Source organism: Psychrobacter sp. G, from assembly GCF_000418305.1.
Classification (GTDB): Bacteria; Pseudomonadota; Gammaproteobacteria; order Pseudomonadales; family Moraxellaceae; genus Psychrobacter; species Psychrobacter cryohalolentis.
Genome location: NC_021661.1, coordinates 2,912,078 through 2,925,960 on the forward strand (window position 1 = coordinate 2,912,078; position 13,883 = coordinate 2,925,960).

15 protein-coding genes and 1 tRNA gene are annotated in these 13,883 nt (G+C 39.5%); 3 read left to right on the top strand and 13 right to left on the bottom strand.

Going from position 1 to position 13,883, the window contains the following annotated elements:
* Nucleotides 1-59: 59 nt before the first annotated feature.
* Nucleotides 60-1,322: an ammonium transporter gene (locus PSYCG_RS12200; RefSeq protein ID WP_011514652.1), complete on the top strand. Its 1,263-nt coding sequence runs from the start codon at nt 60-62 to the stop codon at nt 1,320-1,322.
* A 293-nt stretch (nt 1,323-1,615) separates the two neighbouring features.
* On the opposite strand, the gene PSYCG_RS12205 is transcribed toward PSYCG_RS12200, so the two are convergent.
* The 3 genes from PSYCG_RS12205 to PSYCG_RS12215 all read right to left on the bottom strand — a co-directional run bounded on the left by PSYCG_RS12205 (nt 1,616) and on the right by PSYCG_RS12215 (nt 3,504).
* Complete coding sequence (locus PSYCG_RS12205; protein ID WP_020444444.1) at nt 1,616-1,999, bottom strand: DUF2147 domain-containing protein; 384 nt, start codon at nt 1,997-1,999, stop codon at nt 1,616-1,618.
* A gap of 271 nt (nt 2,000-2,270) precedes the next feature.
* The gene (locus tag PSYCG_RS12210; protein ID WP_020444445.1) at nt 2,271-2,534 is read right to left on the bottom strand and encodes a hypothetical protein; all 264 of its coding nucleotides are present in this window, start codon (nt 2,532-2,534) and stop codon (nt 2,271-2,273) included.
* A 76-nt stretch (nt 2,535-2,610) separates the two neighbouring features.
* Complete coding sequence (locus PSYCG_RS12215) at nt 2,611-3,504, bottom strand: DNA/RNA non-specific endonuclease (protein ID WP_227500745.1); 894 nt, start codon at nt 3,502-3,504, stop codon at nt 2,611-2,613.
* Between the two features lie 223 nt (nt 3,505-3,727).
* Here PSYCG_RS12215 and PSYCG_RS12220 point away from each other — a divergent pair.
* Nucleotides 3,728-3,818, top strand: a tRNA-Ser gene (locus tag PSYCG_RS12220).
* 490 nt (nt 3,819-4,308) lie between these two features.
* Here PSYCG_RS12220 and PSYCG_RS12225 read toward each other — a convergent pair.
* The 10 genes from PSYCG_RS12225 to madL all read right to left on the bottom strand — a co-directional run bounded on the left by PSYCG_RS12225 (nt 4,309) and on the right by madL (nt 12,548).
* On the bottom strand, nt 4,309-5,112 hold the full coding sequence (locus PSYCG_RS12225; protein WP_020444447.1) for a sulfite exporter TauE/SafE family protein: 804 nt from the start codon (nt 5,110-5,112) through the stop codon (nt 4,309-4,311).
* A 126-nt stretch (nt 5,113-5,238) separates the two neighbouring features.
* A complete protein-coding gene (gene mdcH, locus PSYCG_RS12230; RefSeq protein WP_020444448.1) occupies nt 5,239-6,147 on the bottom strand; it encodes a malonate decarboxylase subunit epsilon in 909 nt (302 codons plus the stop codon).
* Nucleotides 6,125-7,012, bottom strand: a complete 888-nt coding sequence (mdcB, locus tag PSYCG_RS12235; RefSeq protein ID WP_020444449.1) for a triphosphoribosyl-dephospho-CoA synthase MdcB — start codon at nt 7,010-7,012, stop codon at nt 6,125-6,127. Before mdcB ends, mdcH begins: the two co-directional genes overlap by 23 nt.
* Nucleotides 6,939-7,664: a malonate decarboxylase holo-[acyl-carrier-protein] synthase gene (gene mdcG, locus PSYCG_RS13145; RefSeq protein ID WP_020444450.1), complete on the bottom strand. Its 726-nt coding sequence runs from the start codon at nt 7,662-7,664 to the stop codon at nt 6,939-6,941. Before mdcG ends, mdcB begins: the two co-directional genes overlap by 74 nt.
* A gap of 31 nt (nt 7,665-7,695) precedes the next feature.
* A complete protein-coding gene (gene mdcE / locus PSYCG_RS12245) occupies nt 7,696-8,412 on the bottom strand; it encodes a biotin-independent malonate decarboxylase subunit gamma (RefSeq protein ID WP_020444451.1) in 717 nt (238 codons plus the stop codon).
* A 4-nt stretch (nt 8,413-8,416) separates the two neighbouring features.
* Nucleotides 8,417-9,304, bottom strand: a complete 888-nt coding sequence (locus PSYCG_RS12250) for a biotin-independent malonate decarboxylase subunit beta (protein ID WP_020444452.1) — start codon at nt 9,302-9,304, stop codon at nt 8,417-8,419.
* A complete protein-coding gene (mdcC, locus tag PSYCG_RS12255) occupies nt 9,297-9,614 on the bottom strand; it encodes a malonate decarboxylase acyl carrier protein (protein WP_020444453.1) in 318 nt (105 codons plus the stop codon). The genes PSYCG_RS12250 and mdcC overlap by 8 nt, the downstream gene beginning before the upstream one ends.
* Nucleotides 9,615-9,635: 21 nt before the next feature.
* Nucleotides 9,636-11,291, bottom strand: coding sequence for a malonate decarboxylase subunit alpha (gene mdcA / locus PSYCG_RS12260; RefSeq protein ID WP_020444454.1), 1,656 nt, complete (start codon nt 11,289-11,291; stop codon nt 9,636-9,638).
* A 21-nt stretch (nt 11,292-11,312) separates the two neighbouring features.
* Nucleotides 11,313-12,071 (bottom strand): malonate transporter subunit MadM, encoded by a 759-nt coding sequence (gene madM / locus PSYCG_RS12265; protein WP_020444455.1) that lies wholly within the window; start codon nt 12,069-12,071, stop codon nt 11,313-11,315.
* A 72-nt stretch (nt 12,072-12,143) separates the two neighbouring features.
* On the bottom strand, nt 12,144-12,548 hold the full coding sequence (madL, locus tag PSYCG_RS12270) for a malonate transporter subunit MadL (RefSeq protein WP_020444456.1): 405 nt from the start codon (nt 12,546-12,548) through the stop codon (nt 12,144-12,146).
* A 323-nt stretch (nt 12,549-12,871) separates the two neighbouring features.
* Between madL and PSYCG_RS12275 the strand changes: the two genes are divergently transcribed.
* Nucleotides 12,872-13,546: a GntR family transcriptional regulator gene (locus PSYCG_RS12275; protein WP_020444457.1), complete on the top strand. Its 675-nt coding sequence runs from the start codon at nt 12,872-12,874 to the stop codon at nt 13,544-13,546.
* Nucleotides 13,547-13,883: the final 337 nt, after the last annotated feature.

A 13,883-nucleotide genomic window follows, 5' to 3' on the forward strand; every position in this document is an offset into this window, starting at 1 on the left:
GATATCTCTTTATAGGTCATACCGATCTCTGTATTGCATATATTCAAGGGGGAATTAACATGCAAAATCAAATCTTTGAGCTCCAGTACGCGCTAGATACGTTTTACTTTTTAATGTGTGGCGCGCTTGTCATGTGGATGGCTGCGGGCTTCACAATGTTAGAGGCAGGGCTGGTTCGCTCAAAAAATACTGTCGAAATCCTAACAAAAAATATCGCGCTTTTTGCGACTGCCTGTACCATGTATATGATATGCGGTTATGCCATCATGTATGACGGCAATCTGTTTTTGAGTGGTATTGCAGGTACCGAAAGTTTGGTCACTGATGCATTAGCTACCTCAGCTGAAAACGGTTTTAATGGCGATGCCGTTTACTCCAGCGCGTCCGACTTTTTCTTTCAAGTGGTCTTTGTAGCCACCTGTATGTCTATCGTCTCAGGCGCGGTCGCTGAACGTATGAAACTATGGGCATTCTTACTGTTTGCCGTGGTGATGACTGGTGTCATTTATCCATTAGAAGGCAGCTGGACATGGGGTGGCAAGGAAGTCTTTGGCTTATATAGTCTAGGCGACTTGGGTTTCTCTGATTTTGCAGGCTCTGGCATCGTACATATGGCAGGTGCGGCAGCGGCGTTATCAGGTGTACTACTCTTAGGAGCGCGCCTAGGTAAATACGGCGTTAAAGGCGAGATACGCGCTATTCCTGGTGCAAACTTACCACTGGCAGCGCTTGGTACCTTAATCTTATGGATGGGCTGGTTTGGCTTTAACGGTGGTTCTGTATTAAAACTGGGTGATATCGCTAGCGCCAATTCTGTCGCTGTCGTGTTTTTGAATACCAATGCCGCCGCTGCTGGTGGAGCGATTGGTGCCTTGCTCATCGCACGCCTTATATTTGGTAAAGCCGATTTAACCATGCTCTTAAATGGTGCATTGGCAGGTTTGGTTGCCATCACTGCCGAACCTTTAACGCCGTCAGCATTACAAGCTACCTTATTTGGTATGACTGCTGGTGTCATCGTTGTCTTATCGATTTTACTACTAGACAAAATAAAAATTGACGATCCGGTAGGCGCTATTTCTGTCCATGGTGTGGTGGGTTTATTTGGTCTGCTTATTGTACCGCTGACCAATCCGGCGGCGTCATTGCTTGGTCAACTAGTCGGTGCTGCGACTATTTTTGCATGGGTCTTTATAAGCAGCTTAATCGTTTGGAGCATTATCAAGTTTGTCATCGGTCTGCGTATCTCTGAAGAAGAAGAATATCAAGGTGCTGATATTGCCGAATGTGGTATGGAAGCCTATCCAGAATTTATAAGATAGGGGATATATTAATAACTCTGCTTTAAGAATGCTGTAGTGCTGCTAGCAGAGATTTCAAAGTCTCTGCCACGCATTGCTCACAGTTTACGATGAACATCTATCCTAGCAAAGCTACAGTTAGCTTATACCGCTTTTGTTTTGAGTTGAATATCTAATCAGGATCTTAATTTTACTTTAAACAGAAATATAACAACAGACACCACTAAAAATCCCGCAAAACCTTTCGGCAATGCGGGATTTTTTTATCCTTTATTAAGACTTAGCTTAATAAAGAGAGTTACAGTAACTCAGACTTATTTCTTTTTCCACGTTTGACTACGTGAAAATGGCCCTAAATGACCTTTTAGATCAAGATTGCTACCATTCAAGTTAGCAGTCAATTTATAAGTCTTGTTTTTTTCAGGGTCAGTAATCTTACCACCACTGTATTTACCATTACCATCAGCTTTTAGTCCAGAGATAATCGTCATACCAACGTGCTTCTGACCTTTCTCTGACACGGTGCTGATAAGCTTACCAGTCAACACGCCATTTGACTCAGTGATTTTAACCACGCCTTTTGGCTTGCCTTCGTCATAAGTCTGCCAAGTAGTATTGGCTAATGGATCAGCAGCGAATGCCATGCTTGCTAAACTGATACCAACAATTGCTAATGTAGTTTTTGCGAATAGTTTCATAAATAGACTCCCTTCATTCAATGATTATTAGAAACGATATGTTTCTATGTCCTAAGCTCATCCTTTGCCAACAATTTTTTATCACAGCTCAGTGGTACTATATTCAGTTTTCGCTCATTAGTACAGCAAATACCAAATGACCAATTTACTCTTTATAAAAAATCTGGACAGCATAAGCGTTGTCTTGACCCATTATAAGCAATTTTAAGAATTTGCCTAGTAATTTTTTTATAGTTTATTATTTCTATAAAATCAAAACTATATCAATAAGTTACAGGAAAGGATTGTCTATAATTTTGCCCGATTGGTCATCTTTTTCTTTTGACTTAGCCTCATCATTGCTATAAAGACTTTTACTTTCGAAGGCGCTTAAAATTTTACCGCTAAGCTCATGCAGCTGCTTTGCCTGCTCATATCCAGTGTCATTTAAGACCAGATTAATGTCCCCATAAATAATAATTTTATCTTCTTGATTTTCAATCACTAGCTCACCAATTTGCATGCTTTGGTGGTTATTAGCAAATGGGTCAATCATTTAATCCCCCTTTTTTCATGAGTACCATATTACAGGATGTATCAGAATCACACAGGTTTAGCAATATTTAAACGACCTATGTTTGCAATTGTGTCATGAGCCATTCAAAGATTGCTACTACGAATAATATCCAAGCAGGCTCTTCTACCTCTGTGGTTGGTAGATCTATCGCTTCGCCAGCCTTTAGCGGTAAATCCAGAGCTTGTACTTTAGTCTTTGCATCAAGTACCGGCAAGACGTCAATACCAATTTTAGACGTCAATTCGTCAATACTAATGATTTCTATACGCTCAGATTCGTCGTTTGGCGCATAGTAAACACCTGCTTGATTGATCGCTGGAATATAAACGGCTTTAAAAAAATGACTGGGCACCAGTACCCGCCCTGCTAGTTGCTTAGCTTTTTTATCAGTAAATGCAACCCCTGTGACAGTATAGACTTCACCATATTGCTGCGTTAAATAGCGAGTCGCCGATTCAATATTGCGCCAGATATAGCGATTATTACGTGGTGATTGCGGGGCTATATTAGCAAGGCTAAAGCTATCATACTGCTGACTTCGATTGGCCATGTCACCATTAGGCGCTAAATGTCCGCGGTCATAACCTGAGCCTGAATAGTCAGAGAGCTTGGCACGCATGGACTGTGGCAATCGGCTTTCTTCATGAAAGCTGTCTTCACGGTCGATTTGTTTGGCCTGCTGTAAACGCTTACGATCCAGATATTCTGCTGACCATAATGGTGTACGTGATATACCAGAATACATGACAGCGAAACCGTCCATACATAGTGCTTGGGTATTATTACTGAGCTTCGTATTGCTGAATTCAGGATAGACACCGCCATAAAATGATTGGCTGCATTGTGTGAAATCATCAGCATGTGCCGTTGATACGCTTAAAACGGTAGCAATTATTACCGTTATCGTGCTGTTTTTTAGATTAAATCTTCGCTTAAAAACACTTCTCATGCAACTTTCAACCATTTATGCTTACTATTACGTATGCTCTATCCTAGCAGGCGTCTACCAATAAAGAAAGATACTGCGCACACCGTGACATTTTAAATGCTATCCGCTATACTAGGTCCTGCAAAAATCAGTGCCTGTATATCATATACAGTATTTAAAAGCTTGGAGTCCTAATCAGATTATCAATGGTCTGTGTAGTATTTAAGTGAGTATAACTCAAAACGGTGAAGTGGGTGAGTGGCTGAAACCGCACGCCTGGAAAGTGTGTATACGTTAATAGCGTATCGAGGGTTCGAATCCCTCCTTCACCACCAATCTTAGTTATTCCCTGTTTTCCTGTCTTGTCCTACCCTATCCTAAACAACCCTTAAAACCTTTAATAGCAAGACTTTCAGTCTATGCTTATTCTCTATTGCTGTCCCAATCATTCCCGTTCAACCCTATGTATCCCACGTGTTGTGTTGGTCTATTCGTTGGTCATACTATTTTCCTCTTTGGGTTAGTATAACCTCTTAGGCGCTGTCCAATTTAATTATGCCACTACAGTCATATACAAACAAAAAAAACGGTGCCTCAAGTAGGCACCGTTTTTAAATTATTAAACACAGCTACCAAGTATTTTTTGATCAATTACGAGCATGACTATGTTTATTATCTAAATTGGTTTTGACGTAATGGGTTATGCAGGCTTCTCATTAATTATTTTTATCAAGGATAGAGCCTAAACTTAGTCAAAAGAGTTCTTAAAAACGGAAAAACAGTCTTTACAGCTGAATTCTCAATACTTTATTAGACTAAGGCATACTACAACACTCCGATACCGCTCAATAATAACTGACCGCCTGCCACTAATAACAACATACCGAATGCTCGCTTTAGCATCAAGGCTGGCAATATATGGGCAAGCTTAGCCCCAACTTTGGCCATAGCGAAGCTTGCAACTGAGATACATATAAATCCACTAATATGTATAAAGCCTATAGTGCCTTTAGGAAGATTGACAACATCTTGACCAAACCATGCAAAACCCACCGCTCCAGCTACAGCAATTGGTAAACCACAAGCAGCCGACGTTCCCACCGATTGTCTCATCGGTAATCCTGCCCAATTTAAAAATGGAACAGTCAAGCTACCACCGCCAATACCGAAAATAGAAGATGCCATACCAATAGCACTACCAGCACCAAACTGCACACTAGCAGGCGGTAAAGGCCTGTCTAATTGTTCCTTATTGGATAAAAACAACATTTTCAAAGCCATTAATAATGCCCCAATACCAATAATGATTTGCAATATATCACCATCAATCATATCGGCAATCCCTGCCCCAACTAGACCACCAATTACTAAACCTAATGCCATACTACGCCAGACTTCCCAACGTACACCACCACGTTTATTATGTGCGGTCAATGAACTAATAGAGGTTACGGCAATAGTCGCTAGAGAGGTTCCAATAGCTAAATGTGTGACTACCTCAGGTGAAAAATTGTATGCGGTAAAAATCCACACGAGTACTGGTACAATAATCATGCCGCCGCCTACACCAAACAAACCAGCACTGACCCCTGCGAACGCACCTGCAATAACAAACCACACATACAACATGTAGAGCCTACCTTTTGATTATAATAAATCACAAATAATGATGATTATTTTATCTGATGGCCTTATTAAAAATTTTATAAAAAACCACTTATCAGGCTCTAAATTATAAAACTATTAACTAGCACCTTAGCTATTTCTGTCTATCCACTCTTTTAACCCATCTACATTACGAAAGTCGTCCCAACTTCTACAAGGCACATGCGGCAGCAAATTATTTACCATTCTGGACAAAGCATTTCCTGGCCCTATTTCTATCACCATACTTGGCTGATATTCTTCGATATTTTCCATACAAAAGTACCAGTCTAACGCATGGTCTATTTGACGTGACAAGATTTCTAAACCTTGATGTGTATCGCTGTACCTTATTCCTTCAGTTGCACTAATGATGGGAGTTGTCATAGAAGGTAAAGCCAATGTCTTAGTATATTTACGAAATCCTTCTGCAGCACCTTGCATCATTACTGTATGGGATGGCACAGACACGTTTAACAGCTGCACACTTTGTGCACCTAGTGTTTGTGCAACTTGTGCAGCCTGTTCAAGATCATTTTTATTACCGCCTATAATGAATTGGTCCCTATTGATCTTTATAGACAGATAGGTGTTGCTTTCTTCAAGCAGTTGCTCAAGGTTCCTATCAGAAACACCTTTGATTGCTAATAACCCGCTAGACTCTGTTACTTCTTGCTGCATGAGGTTGGCTCTTTTACTAACTAAATCTAACCCGTCCTCAAATGTGAGTTGGCTACTACAACAAAAGGCACTTGCTTCTCCCAAAGAATACCCAGCAAAAGCCGTTGGTGCTGAAATCAATTGACGTAGCTGATGCCATCGATAATATTGCAAAGTATAAATAAACGGTTGCGCAACTTTGTTATCAAATAATTTATCACTATCAGAATTTTCATTGAAGAGCTCGGGTGCAATAGCACTTAGAATCGATCGCTCGTGCTCCGAGGTATAGGTCAGTATTTCATTCACATGCTTTTGGCTTTGTAGGCCTTGCCCACTAAATAAGATAATTAAATTCATTTTCCACCTTATAAAAGAAGATTGTGACGGCTAGTAAGTCGGCACTGCCACCTGGGCTGAGGTTATTATGAATAAAATATTGATTAATATTACTTACTTTCTGCCGCCAATTTAGCTGATGTACACCACCTTCCTGCAAAAACTGTTTCGCCAACGCTTGCGCATTTTCTAAGTCTTTTATCCCGCCTCGCCACACGATATTAGTATCTGACAATACAGATATCAGTGTCATTAATGCCTGCATACTGGCTTTTTCAAAATCTCGAGTGCTATAGATAGTGTCATAGAAGCATGGCAAAACGTCAGTTAAAATAATCTCAAAGCCATTAGAAACCATTTCGATAGCACCAGTTATGCCGTGCTTCTTAAACATTTTTTGACCGTGGCTATCTGGCTCACGCTGCAGACGAGTCGTTAAATCAAACTGCCACCTATCCACCAGTTGCTCACAGATACTGTTAGCGGTTAATGGTATTTCTGCTTGTATACATCTACCAATCGCTGCACAGACAAAACCTAAATTAAATATAGCCCCTTTATGGGTATTAACATTCTTGGTCGCCTCTCGCATTTTTGCTTCTTGATAAATTCCCATATTTTTTAAATCATCAAATGGTCTGTCATCATAGCCAAACTGACTTAACGTGGAAAAATACCCTTTCAAAGATGTGATGCTATTAATAAAAGTAAGATGGTTCATATCTGTGTGACTGCCATTACTGGAGGGACAGACAAGACCTGGTTTATTTTCCAAACTTAACTCATCATATAAAGCTTCACATGCTAATTCATCAATCTGCTGCCAGACTGCCTGTATGGGCAATAAAGGTTTGTTTGTTTGATCTAATAAAGTGTTCAAATTCATCAGTATTCCATCCTAGTAATACGTCTATTTTTTGAAGCTTGATATCACAAAGGGTTTTTACTAAAACGGTTGGAATATCAAACATAATGGCGTAGATTAGTTCATTAAAAGATATGTCGTTACATCCATGTAATCTTATCTCCCCATCAATTTTTAAACCCACAGTAGATTTTGCAAACAGGTTCAAGGCTTCCACTTCTAACAATATTTGTGAGATATTATTGCTGTGTGCAACGATCAAAACATCCAAATCTGATGTTGGTTTCACAAAAGGCAAATCCGTAAAATATTGATTGGCAAAGGAGCCATAGACATGCACATCACAATCTAAATGAGAACAGCGTTCGATAAATTTTTGAGTGTGTTCTCGAATCGCTTTCGGCAACTGAGGCACTAAAACCTCAAGCGCTAAAGGTGGCTTGATAATTTCAGGTGTTTTAGATAGTGTTAGTGCCAATCGATATTTACGACCGTCTTCTATATAACTAGTAGCAACTTTGCTTACATTGGCAATGTCTTGTCTACAAGCAGTCAGTGGCTGTTGAGATTCAATCATCTTACCAACAGCCATCGTCACAGATAAAGGTAGGGATGCATTCATAAAATCGTATGACTCATGTGGTTGTAAGTAAACTAAATCATGACGTTGCATACATCTCACCTCTATAAAAATCTGCTTAGAATTAAGCCATCAGAACTGACTCAACAATCTCGTTGCATAATAAACGCCCTTTTCTTTCTTCTGCTACTTGCCGGCGATCATCTATAAGAAAATCATCAATATGCATCAGCTGGGATTCAAGAGCATTTTCGACCAGATGTTCATTAAGCTCTTTCCAGATATCATCAACTGCTCCCATTGCATAATAGTTCTCTACACCTGGAGCAAAAATGGCTGATGTCTGTGACAAGGACTTCAGTTTATCTAACGGTATTTTGGTTACCCTGGACATCGCATTTAAGTCCATTACTTTAACTTGGCTTGATTGCATAGCAAATACTTGATTTGCCATGAGACCATAAGATAAAAACCCACCACTAACCGCCTCACCCAAGACAATGGCTATATTTGGATGAGCGCTACGTCTGAGCAAATCTACACAAGATGCTAGATGAGCAAATGTTCTGTTTAAACATAACAGCTCATCAGCTCTCGATGAGTCTTGCCCCATCGTGTCTACAATAAATACGATGGGTGTTTTTTGACCTTTTGCTATGACATCTAATATCTCATTAGCAAGGGTCATCGCAATCAGCTGGTTCATAGCTGCAGAATCGACTGTACCAATAATTTCAACTCTCCCAAGTTTAGTGTCTGCACTACCTCGTATCATTGAATGCTCAATGCGATACTCAAGATTATTGGGAAAAAGCTTTTCTAAAATTGTTTTGGTTTGCATGATATTATCCTTTTTTAATAGCTCTAACCTGTTGAGCGCTAAGCATGGAAATAGATTCAGGGTTGTCTATATTCATTGCCTGCCAAATTTGTATACTATCTTTCTCACCAAACCACTGATCATATTGGTTCTGCAATGACGCTTGCTGTTGCTGCAAATACGGTAAGTCTAAATCCACAGCAGGTCGCTGAAGAGCCTCAATAATCCCTTGAGTAATATCATTTACATCGTCTTCTACCAAAAACTCGACATGATCGAGCAAATAACGTGTTTTACCACCTGTCACTCGCCATACTAAAGCCCTGTCTTTAGAGTCAAACTCTTCTACACCCTTAATAGTTTCAATGACTTCAGGACCTGAAAGAGCCAAACGTCCCTCTTCTGTCATGATAACGTGCGTACTTAGGCACGCACATATACCCATGCCACCAAAGGCACCATTCGTACCACCAATGACGGTAATAATAGGAATGCCAGCATTTCGAACTTTTAACATCGCACGCATAATCTCAGAAATCGTGATCAAACCAGCGTTTGCCTCGTGAAGGCGAACACCACCTGAATCAACCAAAAATATGATGGCTTTAGGCTTTTCCTCAATAGCTTTGAGTAACATGCCGACAATTTTTGCCCCATGTATTTCCCCTACAGCACCCCCCATGAATTTGCCTTCTTGAGCAATCATGTATACTGGCTCATCTTGAATTTTTGCTTGCCCAATAATGACACCATCATCAAAACTGCCTACAATATCTAACGAGGCAAGGTTGGGACTCACAGGGATACTGCCGGGTTTAAGAACTTCTTGAAAACTATTCTTATCAACAATACTCGTGATTCGATTACGTGCCGTCTTTTCATAAAAGCTTTGTTGAATATTTGAATTATCCATTTGATTCTTCCTCTAAGATATTAATCGCTTGGCTTAAACGTAAACTCACTACTGCAGGAGTCGCACCCATATCATTGACTTTAAACTCCAATCCGCCTACTGCATAACGACTAGAAAAATCCTTTAACACAGTCTCCCAAATATGATCAAAGCCTGCGACTGAGGTATCAATAATGAATTTGCTACTTTCATTGTTCGCTAGCGGTGTTACTAATACTTCTAAGTTGCCTGACCCAACCACACCGCAAATAACTTCTTTTTTGATATTTTCGATTGGTTGTGAAATGAAGTCGAAATTAAGTACATTCATAGTTATATCCTTAGTATTGTTTTACCAGTTTCTAAAACGGCTTGGTGGAGAGTAAGTACCATTGGACCACTTCACTAAATCTTTGACAGATTTGGCTGCCAATAAATCCCTCGTCGCTTTTGAAGCATCTACGCCAATATCTTCTGGTCTTTGGATAATCCCACGCTGTCTTAATTCTTTGACTTTTTCATGATCTCGTTGCAGACCGACAGGTGTGTAACCCGCTACACCGCGAATGGCCTGCTCTCTCTCTTCTGGAGTGCGACACAATAATAAGTTTGCGATACCTTCCTCGGTCACAATATGTGTGACATCATCGCCATAGATCATGATGGGTGGAAAGTCACTTCCCATCTTTTCTTGTAGTTGCCATGCATCAAGCTCTTCCACAAAGACAGAATCCATATGCTCACGATAAGTTTCTACCATTTGCACCACTAGCTTACGACCTTTTACCACGCGTCCATCTGTCGCTTCTTTACCTGCTTTGAGATATGCATAGCTAGAATGTCTACGTCCATGTGGATCTGACCCCATATTGGGAGCCCCACCAAAACCTGCAATGCGGTCTACCGTCGCTGTCGAACTATTACCTTGTAGATCAATCTGTAAAGTTGCCCCTATAAATAAATCGCAAGCATACAAACCTGCCGTTTGACTAAAAGCACGGTTGGATCTCATACTTCCATCTTTGCCTGTAAAAAATACATCAGGGCGGCTTTGAATGTATTCATCCATCCCTACTTCTGAGCCAAAGCTATGAATACTATCCACAAACCCACTTTCTATCGCTGGAATCATAGTCGGATGAGGATTAAGTGCCCAGTTAGTACAAATTTTACCTTTGAGGTTTAATTCTGCGCCGTAGGTAGGTAAAAGCAACTCAATTGCTGCTGTATTAAAGCCAATTCCATGGTTTAAGCGTTTGACTTGATAGGGAGCGTAAATACCTTTTATAACCATCATTGCCATCAATATCTGTACTTCGGTAATCTGGGCTGGATCACGTGTAAACAGAGGCTCTATATAGTTAGGCTTAGGTGCAACAATGAAAAAATCCACCCAATCCGAAGGAATATCAACTCGTGGAACGCTATCTACTAACTCATTCACTTGTGCAATGACAATACCGCTCTTGAATGCCGTGGCTTCTACAATTGCTGGTGTATCTTCAGTATTTGGACCGGTATATAGGTTACCTTCTGCATCGGCAGAATGTGCTGTGATCAAGCACACATTCGGTATTAAGTCGATAAAATACCTACCATATAACTCTAGATAGGTATGAATCGAGCCAATTTGGATTTTTTGTTGCTGAACCAGCTTTGCTAATCTTAATGCTTGTGGACCAGAAAAAGAAAAATCTACTTTACTGGCAATACCCTTTTCAAATATATCGATATGGCTGGGTAGTGCTAAAACCGACTGTAATATATGCAAGTCGTTTAGCACTTCATTATTACATTGAGACAAACATTCAGATAAAAAGTCAGCTTGCTTTTGATTATTACCTTCAATACAAACTTTATCTTCAGGTGCAAGTACCGTTTCCAGTAGTTCAATTGTTCTATCACTCGGGACTAGTTTTTCTAATCCTTTGTCTTTTGCAGCATTTAGTTTGGTAAGCCGTCTAGTTTTTTGTGTATCCCATACTTTTTTGTCAATATTCGCTTTCATAAGACTTCCTTTCTCTACTTATTAAAATATTGCGTTTAGTGTTAAGAAAAATATAGATGGTCCTAATAAAGCACCTAGGCCCGTATAGAAAGTGGCTACCAATGCTCCATATGGAACCAGCCTTACATCAGTACCTGCCAAGCCAGCTGCTACTCCACTAGTAGTACCTACCAAGCCACCGAAAATCATGGCTGAACGTGGGCTTTTAAGATACATAAATCTGGCAAGTAAAGGGGTTGCGATCATAAAGAAGACGGCTTTAATCAAACCAATGGCAATGGATAAAGCAATCACATCAGAGCTTGCTCCAATTGCTGTACCTGTAATAGGTCCCACAATGTAAGTCATTGCACCTGCTCCAATAGTGGTCATAGAGACAGCATCTCTATAGCCTAATGTCCATGCAACACCGGCTCCTACCACAAACGGTATAACGCAGCCCAATATCAAGGCAACAATACCAATCTTCCCAGCACGCTTTATTTCTTTAACGTCTACTTCAAAAGCAGTAGATGCAATGGCAAGATCTCTGAGCATCGCGCCACCTAAAAGAGCAAATCCAGAGAAAAGCTCTATATCGGAAATGCCTTTTTCACCACCAGTATATAAACCAGCAAAATAGGCAGCAATGAGACCAAGGGTGATAGCAATTGCAGATGACTGTAGCTTATTGTTTGTTAGGTACTTGGATAGTATTTGAGAGAAGAGCATCACTAGGCCTGTTACTGCTAGAGCAGTTACAAAGGCATTTTTAGTGAGGGTTTCTATAATTAAGTCCATTTAATTACTCCATTGCGCGATTGAATTGGTAGTTTCAGTTTTCTTATAGTGTTGATAATATTGATGAGACACTCACAATTGGTCACGATGCTCTTCAGTATCATCCCAAGTGAATGTATCGTAATCATTACCAATATTATTAAGTAAGCGTACGACAAAGACAGTTGCAGTAAGCGCAATAACAGAAACAACAGCTGCTACCATTCCGCCAGATAGTGCAGCGACTACGTTCTGTCCTGCAGCCATCGCAACAACGATAGGGATGTACATACCTGCCCAATATAGAACACCAAACTGCGTCGACTTAGGTAGATAACCTTTTTTAGCAAGCATTTCTTTGCCGACAATTAGTAGAATCATTGCGATAGCTACACCACCAATATTAGCGTCAACCCCTAATATTTTTCCTAACAATCCACCAAGAAAAACTCCTAGCAAATAGCTAACCGCCAATAAAGCAGTACCATATATGATCATAAAAACCTTCCTTGGATATCATGACAGCCTTTTTGGCAATATCTAACTTGATATACGGGCTGTATAAATAAGAATCTAAATTAATAACAATTAGATATAGATACAAGCGCAAATAATTGTAGCTTGATGATGTCTTTCAGGGTTCTTCGAATTTCCTTATCTACCCCTACCTTATAAAGAATATAAGCCTTAATAGAGCTCAAAACCTTTGGAAGGATCTATCACCTACTACCCACTTGTTTGATATAATCTAATACAGATAGTTTTAAAGTGCAACCATATTGTATTTATTAAAATATATATTGTATACAAATTGAGGTATTATGAGTTTAATTGATGATTTACCCTTATCAGTACAAGTTAGTAAAAAAATAGAAGACGAGATCATTTACGGTCGGCTTCCTCCTGGTACTAAACTTGATGAAGCAAAGCTTTGCGAAAAATATGGTGTATCAAGAACACCTATTCGTGAAGCTTTGAAACTTTTAGCATCTGAAGGATTAGTAGAAATACGCCCACGTAGAGGTGCAATCATCCCTACTTTAAATATTGTGACGCTATTTGAAATGTTTGAAGTAATGGCATATCTTGAGGGAATGTGTGGAAGGTTAGCTGCCAGAAGAATAAATGAAGAAGAAAAAGTTGAGCTACTGTCTTTACATAATCAATGTAAACAGTACTTAATGGACCAGAACACAGAAAGCTATTATGAAGCAAATAGGACGTTTCATTTCTTCCTATATCAACTTAGTCATAATAGCTTTCTTATAGAGCAAGCAAGCAATTTACACAATCGACTACATCCATATAGGCGTTTGCAGCTTCGAGTAAATAACCGCATGCAACATTCTTTTGAAGAGCATCAAAGGATCGTAGATGCAGTTATTAGTGCTGATGAGGATTTAGCTGAGCGTTTAATCAAAGAACATGTCTCAGTACAAGGAGAAAGGTTTACAGACTTAGTTGCAACTATGAGTCCTGATAACTCACAAGATTAAGCTTATATGCACCATTATAAAACTTGATAGTTTTATTATTTATATAAGTATGCTTTTATGGCACTTTAAGACTGTATTTTAATTGATTTATATGAGCCTTTAACTAGTAACGATAGGTTTAGAGGTTCTTATAAAGCTAGGAATTACGATGTTCGCTAACTGAGAGCACTTAACTTTCTGATCAATTTTCTAGCAGGAATCAATTTACAATGGTTATATTCCTCAAAAAACCTTTTTTAGTGATAATATAGTTTTGAAACTAAAGCGTAGAAACATTTAGTTTCAACTTATTCTGAGATAAATCCCGATATTTACCCTGCATCCAACACTTGAATGA

Bases quoted from the DNA above. Each gene is read 5' to 3' on its own strand.
- mdcB (WP_020444449.1), bottom strand. From the start codon at position 7,012: ATGAATTTGAACACTTTATTAGATCAAACAAACAAACCTTTATTGCCC.
- PSYCG_RS12205 (WP_020444444.1), bottom strand. From the start codon at position 1,999: ATGAAACTATTCGCAAAAACTACATTAGCAATTGTTGGTATCAGTTTA.
- PSYCG_RS12210 (WP_020444445.1), bottom strand. From the start codon at position 2,534: ATGATTGACCCATTTGCTAATAACCACCAAAGCATGCAAATTGGTGAG.
- PSYCG_RS12215 (WP_227500745.1), bottom strand. From the start codon at position 3,504: ATGAGAAGTGTTTTTAAGCGAAGATTTAATCTAAAAAACAGCACGATA.
- mdcE (WP_020444451.1), bottom strand. From the start codon at position 8,412: ATGCAAACCAAAACAATTTTAGAAAAGCTTTTTCCCAATAATCTTGAG.
- mdcC (WP_020444453.1), bottom strand. From the start codon at position 9,614: ATGAATGTACTTAATTTCGACTTCATTTCACAACCAATCGAAAATATC.
- PSYCG_RS12200 (WP_011514652.1), top strand. From the start codon at position 60: ATGCAAAATCAAATCTTTGAGCTCCAGTACGCGCTAGATACGTTTTAC.
- PSYCG_RS12250 (WP_020444452.1), bottom strand. From the start codon at position 9,304: ATGGATAATTCAAATATTCAACAAAGCTTTTATGAAAAGACGGCACGT.
- PSYCG_RS12225 (WP_020444447.1), bottom strand. From the start codon at position 5,112: ATGTTGTATGTGTGGTTTGTTATTGCAGGTGCGTTCGCAGGGGTCAGT.
- PSYCG_RS12275 (WP_020444457.1), top strand. From the start codon at position 12,872: ATGAGTTTAATTGATGATTTACCCTTATCAGTACAAGTTAGTAAAAAA.
- mdcG (WP_020444450.1), bottom strand. From the start codon at position 7,664: ATGCAACGTCATGATTTAGTTTACTTACAACCACATGAGTCATACGAT.
- mdcH (WP_020444448.1), bottom strand. From the start codon at position 6,147: ATGAATTTAATTATCTTATTTAGTGGGCAAGGCCTACAAAGCCAAAAG.
- madM (WP_020444455.1), bottom strand. From the start codon at position 12,071: ATGGACTTAATTATAGAAACCCTCACTAAAAATGCCTTTGTAACTGCT.
- mdcA (WP_020444454.1), bottom strand. From the start codon at position 11,291: ATGAAAGCGAATATTGACAAAAAAGTATGGGATACACAAAAAACTAGA.
- madL (WP_020444456.1), bottom strand. From the start codon at position 12,548: ATGATCATATATGGTACTGCTTTATTGGCGGTTAGCTATTTGCTAGGA.